Source organism: Rhodococcus sp. LB1, assembly GCF_001583455.1.
GTDB lineage: Bacteria > Actinomycetota > Actinomycetes > Mycobacteriales > Mycobacteriaceae > Rhodococcus_F > Rhodococcus_F opacus.
On the sequence record NZ_LTCZ01000107.1, the window covers coordinates 24330 to 30933 of the forward strand.

Consider the following 6604-nt stretch of genomic DNA (forward strand, 5'->3'; position numbering starts at 1 on the left):
CGTCTACGCTACAGTTTCGTGCACACAGTTTCGGAGGAGCACCGATGACAACACCGAAGACCCGCCCTGCCCGGGCGAAGGCCCCGCGCGCGGAGGGGCAGTGGGCCCAGGGCGACCGTGAGCCGCTCAATGTGAACGAGCAGGTCAAACAGGACGATGACGGCCTCAACGTGCGCAAGAGAATCGAGGAGATGTACTGCCGTACCGGTGTCGCCGGCATCGACCCGACCGATCGGCGAAGCCGCTTCCGCTGGTGGGGGCTCTACACCCAGCGCGCACCTGGCATCGAAGGCGGCCGAACCGCCACGTTGCCGCCGGAAGAGCTCGAGGACGAGCACTTCATGCTTCGCATCCGCATCGACGGAGGGGCATTGACCACCGAACAATTGCGCGTCGTCGGTGAAGTCTCCCGACTGTTCGCCCGCGACACCGCGGATCTCACCGACCGCCAGAACATTCAACTGCACTGGATCAGGGTCGAGGACCTACCCGAAATCTGGCGAAGGCTCGAAGGGGTAGGCCTCACGACCGCCGAATCCGCAGGCGACACCCCGCGCGTGGTCCTCGGCTCGCCGATGGCCGGCATTGCCGTCGACGAGGTCCTCGACGCCACACCCGCTCTGCACGAGATCACCCGCCGATTGATCGCAAACCCCGACTACTCCAACCTGCCGCGCAAATTCAAGACCGCCATCTCCGGCCTTCAGGACGTGGTCCACGAGATCAACGATGTGGCTTTCATCGGTGTCGAACACCCGGAACACGGTCCGGGGCTGGACGTCTGGGTCGGCGGCGGTCTCTCCACAAATCCTCGGATCGGCGAGCGCCTGGGCGCGTGGGTTCCACTGGAAGACGTGCCCGACGTGTGGATCGGTATCGTCTCCCTCTTCCGCGACTACGGGTATCGGCGACTGCGGGCGAAGGCGCGCCTGAAGTTCCTCGTCTCGGACTGGGGTGTCGAGAAGTTCCGCGACGTGCTCGAAAAGGAATATCTCGGACGCGCGATGCTCGATGGACCAGCACCCGAACCGCTCGACGAACCCCGCGATCACGTCGGTATCCAGCGCCAGAAGAACGGGCTGAACGCCGTCGGAATCGCACCCGTCGTCGGCAGGGTCGGCGGCACCGTGCTGACCGACTTGGCACGAGCAGCGGAAGCATCCGGATCCCGGCGGGTCCGCATCACCCCGATGCAGAAACTGGTGATCCTCGACGTCGAGGACGACAGTATCGACTCCCTCCAAGCCGATCTCGAAAAGCTGGGTTTCCCCGCTCGTCCGTCGCCCTGGCGACGGAGCACCATGGCATGCACCGGCATCGAATTCTGCAAGTTCGGGATCGTCGAGACCAAGGCGCGAGCTGCCGCACTCATCACAGAGGTCGAGAAGCGATTGGCCGACGTCCAGGATCATCTCGAGCACCCGATCACTGTGCACCTCAATGGGTGCCCCAACTCGTGTGCCCGCATTCAGGTCGCCGACATCGGCCTCAAGGGGATGATCGTGACCGACGTCGATTCCAACCAGGTCGAGGGATTCCAGGTTCACCTCGGCGGCGGCCTCGGGTTGGACACGAGCTTCGGGCGCAAACTGCGCGGCCACAAGCTTCCAGCCACCGAGGTGCCCGACTACGTCGAGCGGATCGTGCGACGGTACGTGGCCGACCGCGAGGGCTCCGAGAAGTTCGCGGCCTGGGTCCAACGCGCCACCGAAGCCGATCTCGCATGATCGGGTGGCACTGCCGGGCACCACGCACTCGAGGCGGACGAGAGACGCCGCGGAGCACCCGCCCGTCGCGGTCTGCTACGTGCCGGCGTCGGTGAGGGCTCGCGTCAACTCGCCTGCGCGTGCCGGCGGGGAGGAAGCTGGTTGACCAACTGCTCCCACTCTTCGAATCGGGCGGCTTCGGGCGAGCGCCGACGGGGCGAGGGTCCGGCGGCGAGGTCGACCAGGCTCCGGGCAGCGCCGAGGACGGTCAGGTGATGACGCCGGGCGACGTCGAGGAGTTCGTCGAACGCCTGGGCGTCACTGCAGCCGCGGCCGGCGATCAAGATCCCCTTCGCCGTGCCGAGCAGTTCACGTCCGTCGGGACGTCTACGGGGGATCAGGCGTGTCGGGCCGGGAGTCGGAGTGAGTGGTTCGGTGCTGTCCTCGATCATTCCGCGATGCTCCTTCGCTCTCGTGCATCGACTGCCGGCCCGCCGGTGTGCCGACGATCCCGTCCGGACGCAAAATGTGAGTCACGTCACTGTCGATGCCTCAACAGTTCTAGCCGACGGCGCCGCACCTGTCATCTAGACAAATGTCCAACTGTGCCGTCACATGACAAAGAGCTCAGGTAGTGGCCACCAGCAAGTCCTCTCCACTCGACGGGCGCAGGCCGTCGGACCGATCGGCGAAGTAGCGCTCGGCGAGTGCCGTTCCCGCCACGTGCTGTGCACCCTCGAAGCCGGCGTCGCGGGCCAGGGCCAGCATTTCCTGCGGTGTGTAGAAGCTGATGAACGGTGTTCCGGCCGCCCGCGCACCGCTCTCGGACGCCTGGAGTCCGGGGCGATCGGCGTCGTCGAGAAGGTGGGTCGGCAGCAGGAACGTCATCGCCAGTGTCGAGCCGGCAGCGAGACCGGCGAGCTGGCGCAGGGTGGCCGCGGTGGCGTCCTTCGTGAGGTACATCGTGACGCCGGTCGAGACGACGACCGCAGGCAGGCGAGCATCGAAGCCCGCCGCAGCCAGTTGCTCCGACCAGGACTCGCTCGCCTCGAAGTCGACCGGCACCAACCGCAGCCAGTCGGGAATGCCGAAGCCCAGCTCGATCAGCCGTTTCCGCTTCCAGGCTTGGGGGCCGGGTTGGTCGACCTCGAACACCCGGATGTGGGAGGCGATCTCCGGCCTACGCTGGGCAAAGGTGTCCAAGCCCGCCCCCAGGATGACGTATTGGACGACACCGCGGCGTGCCTGCTCGCATACCAGCTCCTCGATGAATCGAGCACGCGCGACAACGGCCGCCCGAAACCCGCTGGTGCCGGCCGGGTCCATGTCCGGGCGAGTCCGCCAGCCCTCGTCCGGAGCCGCGAGGTGCAGGCCGATCTCGTCGACGAGCACGTGTGGCGGCGCGTCGACCTGTACGTGCATCGCCCGCCACAGGGCAACTCGCTCGGCCGTACTGTCCGGTCCGTCCGTCTGCTCACCTGTCGTCGCCATGACGTTCGCGCTCCTCACGGTCAGTTCTCGAGCGTCCCATGCCACGCCCGGCTAACGCCCGCCGTTCCCAGCGTATATACCTCGTATGACACGTTCAGTGAAGCGAGCCACCGGCCTGTTCACGGCTACAGCAGCCGCTCTCCTCGCGTTCGCAACACCTGCGCAGGCAGACTCCCCCACCCCCGTCTACTTCCGTGTGGGGAACTTCAACTGCTCGATCGCACCCGACGACATCGTGGGATGCGATCTGCCACAACCATTGCCGATGGACTTTCCGATCCTCGGCGAGTTCGGACTGCCGTGGCTGGGACCAGTCCAGCACGTCGTGATCGACCTTCCCTGGCTTCCCGCTCACCCCGCCTACCCGCCCGGCACCCCGTTCACCCTTCCCGGTGGCAACCCAGACATCTCCGAGGTCGCCACCAGCGAGAGCATGTACCAGAAGACGATCACCCACGGGGGAACCACCTGTCTCGCAGGGTTCATGGGCGACCTCACCTGCACCGCCAAGGGACACAGCTTCGTCGTCACCGTCTACGGAATCCACGCCCGCTGAGCCGGTAGCACCCGAACCGGATACCGACTTCGTCGCTCACGTGCGCACCCTCACCGGGCGAGATGCCGGGCGAGATAGGCGGCGGTGGCGGAGCCGGCCGTCTCCGCAACGACCGTCGGTGGCCCCGAGGCGATGATCCGGCCGCCGCTGTCTCCCCCGCCGGGCCCGAGATCGATCATCCAGTCCGCCGAGGCAATGACCGGCATGTCGTGTTCGACGAGGACGACGGTATTTCCCGCCGCGACGAGCCGTCGCAACACCACCATGAGGCGATCGACGTCGGCGGGGTGCAATCCGGTGGTCGGTTCGTCGAGTACGTAGAGCGTGTGCCCGGATCGGATGCGCTGCAGTTCGCTGGCGAGCTTGACGCGCTGCGCCTCCCCGCCGGACAGGGTGGTGGCCGATTGGCCGAGTCGCAGATATCCGAGACCGACTTCGACCAGCATGTCAAGGCTTTTCGCCGCTGCCGGGACGTGACTCAGGAAAGCGCGGGCGTCGTCGACCGTCATCGCGAGGACGTCGGCGATCGTCCGGCCGTCGACGAGGACCTCGAGGGTCTCCGCGTTGTATCGTGCGCCTGCGCACGCCGGGCACGGCGCGGACGCCTCGGGCAGAAACAGCATACCGATGGTGATCGAACCGGCGCCCTCGCATTCCTCGCAACGGCCACCACTGACATTGAATGAGAATCGGCCCGGACTGTATCCCCGTTCACGGGCAACGGGGTGTGCGGCGAAGAGTTTCCGGATCACATCGAAGAGACCGGTGTAGGTCGCGAGATTCGAGCGCGGCGTCCGCCCGATCGGGGTCTGGTCCACGCGCACCAGCCGGTTGATGTGTCCCAGCCCGTGGGCGGCCACTACCGTCGGCTCGGTGTCCTTCTCGCGCTCCTCGGCCAGGACGACCGTGGAGTCGTCGGCTTCGTCTCCCCCGGTTTCGGTGCGGGGTTCGCTGTCGAGGCCGACGTGTTGGGCGACGACGTCGGTGAGCACACGGCTCACGAGTGTGGATTTACCTGATCCCGACACACCCGTGACCGCGGTGAGCACCCCGAGCGGGATTCGCACGGTCAGATCCCGCAGGTTGTGCATCGTGATCCCGGCGAGTTCGATCCACCTGTTCGGCGGTCCGGGGTCGGGGTAACTCTCGGGGGTTCCGAAAAGGTATCGGCGAGTCACGGATTCGGGGACGTGAGCGAGACCGTCCACCTCACCGCTGTAGAGCACCCGCCCACCATGCTCACCGGGACCGGGACCGACGTCGACGATCCAATCTGCCGCCCGGACGACGTCGAGGTTGTGTTCGATGACGAAGACGGAGTTACCTGCCGCGCGCAGCCGCCGCACGGCGGTGACCAGTGCCTCGGTGTCGGCGGGATGAAGGCCTGCGGACGGTTCGTCGAGGACGTACAGCACTCCGAACAGACCCGATTGCAGCTGGGTGGCCAGCCGCAGTCGCTGAAGTTCTCCCGGCGAGAGGGTGGTGGTCGATCGGCCGAGACTCAGGTATCCCAGCCCGAGTTCGGTCAGACCCGCGAGGCGTCCGCGAAGGTTGTCTACCAGGGACGCCGATGCTCGTTCTGTCGCGTCGCTTGCGGCGGAATCACGGGATGCGACGACGGCGTCGAGGACCGAGGCCAGATCGGCCAGTGACAGTTCCGTGGCGTCGGCTATGTCGAGGCCGGCGAACCGGACAGCCAGCGCCTCGGGGCGCAGCCGTTTGCCCTTGCACGCACTACAGGGTCGGGACACCAGATATCGGGCGACCTTCGCCCGCTGGGTTGCGCTCTTCGTCGTCGCGTAGGTGTGCAGAACGTAGGTGCGGGCACTCGAGAACGTTCCCTGGTAGTCGCGCACCATTTTGCCCGGGTCGCGCACGGGTGACACCGTGACCGTGGGTTGCTCGTCGGTGGTGAGGATCCACTCACGCTGGTCTTCCGGGAGCTCGGACCAGGGGCGGTCCACGTCGATTCCGAGGGTTGCGAGGATGTCGCGGTAGTTCTTTCCCAGCCAGGCACCTGGCCATGCGGCGACGGCGCCGCCCCGGATACTTCGGCTCGGGTCCGACACCAGGGCATCGATGTCGACGTCGTGGGTACGGCCGAGCCCGTGGCAGGCTGGGCATCCGCCTTCGGGTGTGTTGGGCGAGAACGCGTTCGAGTCGAGAACGGGGGCACCCGGCGGGTAGGTACCGACTCGGGAGAACAGCATCCGCAGCACGTTCGAGATGTGGGTGAGGGTGCCGACCGACGATCGGGCGGACGTGTGACCGCGGGCCTGCTGCAAGGCGACCGCCGGTGGAAGCCCGGTGATGTCCCCAACCCTGGGCGCTCCGATCTGATCCATCAGCCGGCGTGCGTACGGGGTCACGGACTCGAGGAATCGTCGTTGCGCTTCGGCATAGATGGTGCCGAAGGCCAACGAAGACTTCCCCGATCCCGAGACCCCGGTAAAGGCGACGATGCAGTCCCGGGGAATGAACACATCGACGTGGGCGAGGTTGTGTTCACTGGCGTCGAACACTGCGATGCCGTTGAAGTCCTGGGCACGTAGCGGTTCGGCCTGCGGTGCAGGATCGAAGGTGGGCACAACTGCTCCCGGTGTCGGTTCGTGCTCGGACAGGTTACGTCCCAGTCTTACTCGAGGGGTGGAACCATGTGTACTGGCGACGCTCTCTCGGGGAGAGTTCGCCCCGGATTCCGGCCCGACCAATGCCATCAGCTCACCTGTGCCAACTTGATCGCCGCGGCCTCGATGGTCTCCTCCGACAGCAGGACCTCGAGTGCGGCATCGCCGAGCGGAATGAAACTGTCGTCGCTCGTGACGCGTGCGAGCGGCCCGGTGAAGCCGTC

5 protein-coding genes and 1 pseudogene are annotated in these 6604 nt (G+C 66.3%); 2 read left to right on the forward strand and 4 right to left on the reverse strand.

The annotated features are described in order from the left end of the window. Positions 1 to 44 precede the first annotated feature (44 nt). The gene (locus tag AZG88_RS17340; RefSeq protein ID WP_061698379.1) at positions 45 to 1727 is read left to right on the forward strand and encodes a nitrite/sulfite reductase; all 1683 of its coding nucleotides are present in this window, start codon (positions 45 to 47) and stop codon (positions 1725 to 1727) included. Positions 1728 to 1831: 104 nt separating this feature from the next. On the opposite strand, the gene AZG88_RS17345 is transcribed toward AZG88_RS17340, so the two are convergent. Further along, entirely contained in the window at positions 1832 to 2158 is a 327-nt protein-coding gene (locus AZG88_RS17345) for an ANTAR domain-containing protein (RefSeq protein ID WP_005242130.1), read from the reverse strand. 175 nt (positions 2159 to 2333) lie between these two features. After that, entirely contained in the window at positions 2334 to 3128 is a 795-nt protein-coding gene (locus tag AZG88_RS17350) for a class I SAM-dependent methyltransferase (protein WP_231914057.1), read from the reverse strand. 154 nt (positions 3129 to 3282) lie between these two features. On the opposite strand from AZG88_RS17350, the gene AZG88_RS17355 reads away from it, so the two are divergent. Next, positions 3283 to 3753: a hypothetical protein gene (locus tag AZG88_RS17355; protein ID WP_231914056.1), complete on the forward strand. Its 471-nt coding sequence runs from the start codon at positions 3283 to 3285 to the stop codon at positions 3751 to 3753. Positions 3754 to 3803: 50 nt separating this feature from the next. Here the strand turns inward: AZG88_RS17355 and uvrA are convergent, their stop codons facing one another. Both uvrA and AZG88_RS49955 read right to left on the reverse strand, forming a co-directional pair. Further along, a complete protein-coding gene (gene uvrA / locus AZG88_RS17360; RefSeq protein ID WP_061698382.1) occupies positions 3804 to 6341 on the reverse strand; it encodes an excinuclease ABC subunit UvrA in 2538 nt (845 codons plus the stop codon). 128 nt (positions 6342 to 6469) lie between these two features. Then, positions 6470 to 6604 (reverse strand): annotated as a pseudogene (locus AZG88_RS49955) (transketolase C-terminal domain-containing protein); the annotation flags it as partial.

Excerpts from the sequence above, each read along its gene's own strand:
- AZG88_RS17340 (WP_061698379.1), top strand. The coding sequence starts at position 45 with ATGACAACACCGAAGACCCGCCCTGCCCGGGCGAAGGCCCCGCGCGCG.
- AZG88_RS17345 (WP_005242130.1), bottom strand. The coding sequence starts at position 2,158 with ATGATCGAGGACAGCACCGAACCACTCACTCCGACTCCCGGCCCGACA.
- AZG88_RS17350 (WP_231914057.1), bottom strand. The coding sequence starts at position 3,128 with ATGCACGTACAGGTCGACGCGCCGCCACACGTGCTCGTCGACGAGATC.
- AZG88_RS17355 (WP_231914056.1), top strand. The coding sequence starts at position 3,283 with ATGACACGTTCAGTGAAGCGAGCCACCGGCCTGTTCACGGCTACAGCA.